The 3,165-nt window shown below is 72.5% G+C and carries 3 protein-coding genes; all 3 read left to right on the top strand.

Features of this window, described 5'->3' with window-relative positions; all coding sequences use genetic code 11:
- On the top strand, positions 1-621 hold a 621-nt coding region (locus VIB55_RS05730; protein ID WP_331875706.1), incomplete at its 5' end, for a TetR/AcrR family transcriptional regulator.
- A 111-nt stretch (positions 622-732) separates the two neighbouring features.
- Positions 733-891 (top strand): hypothetical protein, encoded by a 159-nt coding sequence (locus VIB55_RS05725; protein ID WP_331023042.1) that lies wholly within the window; start codon positions 733-735, stop codon positions 889-891.
- A 143-nt stretch (positions 892-1,034) separates the two neighbouring features.
- A partial coding sequence (locus tag VIB55_RS05720; protein WP_331875705.1) for an MHYT domain-containing protein occupies positions 1,035-3,165 on the top strand: 2,131 nt, incomplete at its 3' end.

Genomic DNA, 3,165 nt, shown 5'->3' with positions numbered 1-3,165 from the left:
CACTATCTTCCGCCCATGAATGAGCGCCCACTCACCGAAAGCCGCGAAGCCAGGCGCCGGGCCATCCTGGACTCGGCGGTGCGCGTGTTCGCCGAGCACGGCTTCTTCGCCGCGCGCATCCGCGACATCGCGGCGGGGGCGGGCGTGGCCGAGGGAACCATCTACCTGTACTTCGAAGGCAAGGACGACCTGCTGCTGACGGCCTTTCGCGAACGGGTGAACGAGTTCGTGTCGTCGGCCGGGGCGGTGATGGAGGCCGAGGCGCCCTTCCAGGAGCGGCTGGCGCGCTTCGTTCGCCTGCAGTTCGAAAGCATCGAGGCCGATCCCCCGCTCGCCACCGTGCTGCTGCTGGAGTCCCGCCAGTCGTCCAAGTTCTTCGGCGGCGCCGTGCGTCCCGTGATGCGGCTGTACGCGCAGGCCATCGACCGGCTGCTGGCCGGCGGGGTGGAGCGCGGCGAGGTGCGCGCCGACGCCGAGATCCCGTTCGTCCGCGCGATGTTCATCGGCGCGCTGGAGGAGATCGAGCTGGAGTGGCTGCTGGGCGACCGCTCGCGCCCCCTGGCGCCGCGCGCCGACCACTTCGCCGGCACCTTCTACCGGGGGATCGCCCCCGCCCGCTAGCCCCGCTGGACAGCGCGGGGCGGGGATGATAGCTTGTGCCGCGGCCGCCCCGCGCGGCGAAACCCGGAACGAGCCCGCCTCCCGCGGGCCCTGGCAGCTGAGCTGAGGCCGATGGCAGACCTGGACCCGAACACGACGGCCGCCACCACCGACGTGGACGGCGAGGACTACGAGAACTGGGAGATCGCTCTCTGGCTCGTCGGCATCCTCTGCATTCCCATGGTGCCCATCATCATGGTGGTGGCGTTCACCCCCTGGAGCGGCCTGTAGCCCCGGCCCCTTCCGGCGCTGGACCCTGACGGCCCCGCTCGCGTACTCGCGAGCGGGGCCGTCCGCGTTTGGGCGCATGCGGCGCCGTTCTTGCGAAACGCCGCTCTGAAACCAGCTGCTACGCTCCTCCCGAACACCGGTTCATGACGGGCACTTACCACAGCGCCCTGGTGGTCTTTTCCGTTCTCATCGCCATCTTCGCGTCGTACACCGCCCTGGCCCTGGCCGCGCGCGTGGCCGCCGCCGAGGGGCGCTTTCGCCTGGCGTGGCTGGCCGGCGGCAGTGTGGCGCTGGGCACGGGCATCTGGAGCATGCACTTCGTGGGCATGCTGGCCTTCCGCCTTCCCGTTCCCATCTCCTACGACGTTCCCCTCTGGCTGGCGTCCATGGGCGTGGCCGTGGCCGCCTCGCTGCTCGCGCTGTGGGTGGCCAGCCGCGCGCGGGTGGGCCCCGGCGCGCTGGCCGCCGCGGGGGCGCTGATGGGCGCCGCCATCGCGGGAATGCACTACGTGGGGATGGCCGCCATGCGCATTCCCGGCCGCATCGGCTACCGGCCGGGGCTGGTGGCCGCGTCCGTGGCCATCGCCGTCGTCGCCTCCATCCTGGCGCTGTGGCTGGCCATGCGCTGGCGCTCGGACGATTCGGCGCACGGCCGGTGGATGAAGGGCGCGGCGGCCGTGGTGATGGGCTTCGCCATCGCGGGGATGCACTACACGGCCATGGCGGCCGCGGTGTTCTCGGGCGACGGCGGGCGGGCGACCGTTCCGCGGGACCACGTGCTGAGGACGGAGGGGCTGGCGGCCGGGGTGATCGTGGGCACGCTGGTGCTGCTGACCCTTACCGTGGCCGGCGCCCGGGTCGACCGGCGGCTGCGCGCCCGCTCGGAAGAAACCGAGGCGGTGCGCCGCAGCGAGGCCCGCTTCCGCTCCCTCGTCGCGGCGTCTGCGCGGGTGGTGTTCACCACCGACGACCGGGGCCACGTGGTGGAGCCCCAGCCGGAGCTGTCGGCGTACAGCGGCGTCCCCTTCGAGCGCTACGGTCGCCGCGGCTGGCTGGAGTGCATCCACCCCGACGACCGGCCCCTGACGGAGCAGTCACTGCGCGAGGCGCTGGAGGCATCGCGCGTGGTGGAGCTGGAATACCGCCTGTGCCGGGCCGACGGGCAGTGGCGCACGATGGCGGTGCGCGCCGTTCCCGTGTTCGAGCCCGGCGGCGGCGTGCGCGAATGGGTATTCGCGGCGGCGGACGTCACCGAGCGGCGGGCCGCCGAGCGCGGGCGCGAGCTCCTGGCGGATTCCAGCCGGCTGCTGGCGTCGTCGCTGGACTTCGAAACCACCCTGCGCACGGTGGCGCAGCTGGCCGTTCCCGCCCTGGCCGACTGGTGCGCGGTAGACGTGCTGACGCTGGACGGCGAGGTGCAGCGGATCGCGGTGGAGCACACCGATCCCGAAAAGATCCGGCTCGTCGCGCAGATCCAGGAGCGCTGGCCCGCCCCCCGCGACGCGCCCCACGGGCTGTACCACGTGCTGAAGACGGGCGAGACGGAGTTCGTTCCCGACATCCCCGTCGACATGCTGCGCGCCGCCGCGCAGGACCCCGAGCACCTGGAGGCCGTCCTGGCGCTGGGGCTGCGTTCGTACCTGTGCATTCCCCTGAGCGCCCGCGGCCGCACCCTGGGCGCGCTGACCGTGGTCTACGCCGAATCCGGCCGCCGCTACGGGACCACCGAGCTGGATGTGGCGGAGGAGCTTGCCCGCCGCGCCGCCGTGGCCATCGACAACGCGCGGCTGTTCGGCGAGATGGAGGACGCGCGCAACGCGCTGGAGCAGCAGACCGCCGAGCTGGAGGAAACGCAGGCGGAGATGGAGATGGCCCACGACGAGCTTCAGCACGCGTACGAAGACCTTGCCGCGCGCACCATGGAGGCCGAGCGCGCCCGCGCCGCCGCCGACGAGGCCAACGCCGCCAAGAGTTCGTTTCTCGCCACGATGAGCCACGAGCTGCGCACCCCGCTGAACGCCATCGCCGGCTACGCGCAGCTGATGGAGATGGGCATCCACGGCGAGGTGACGCGGGCGCAGGCCGAGGCGCTGGCCAAGATCCGCCGCAACCAGGTGCACCTGCTGGGGCTGATCAACGACGTGCTGAACTTCGCGCGGCTCGAGGCGGGGCGCGTCGAGTTCCGGCTGCTGCCCGTGCGGCTCGGCGCGCTGCTCGACGACCTCACGTCGTTCTTCGCGCCGCAGGCCGCGGCACGCGACATCGCGCTCGAGG

It is taken from the genome of Longimicrobium sp., assembly GCF_036554565.1.
Lineage (GTDB): Bacteria > Gemmatimonadota > Gemmatimonadetes > Longimicrobiales > Longimicrobiaceae > Longimicrobium.
Note: the sequence above shows the minus strand (reverse complement) of the source record. Positions and strands in the feature narration are given on the sequence as shown.

Coding starts and splice junctions, on each gene's coding strand:
- VIB55_RS05725 (WP_331023042.1), top strand. CDS start 733: ATGGCAGACCTGGACCCGAACACGACGGCCGCCACCACCGACGTGGAC.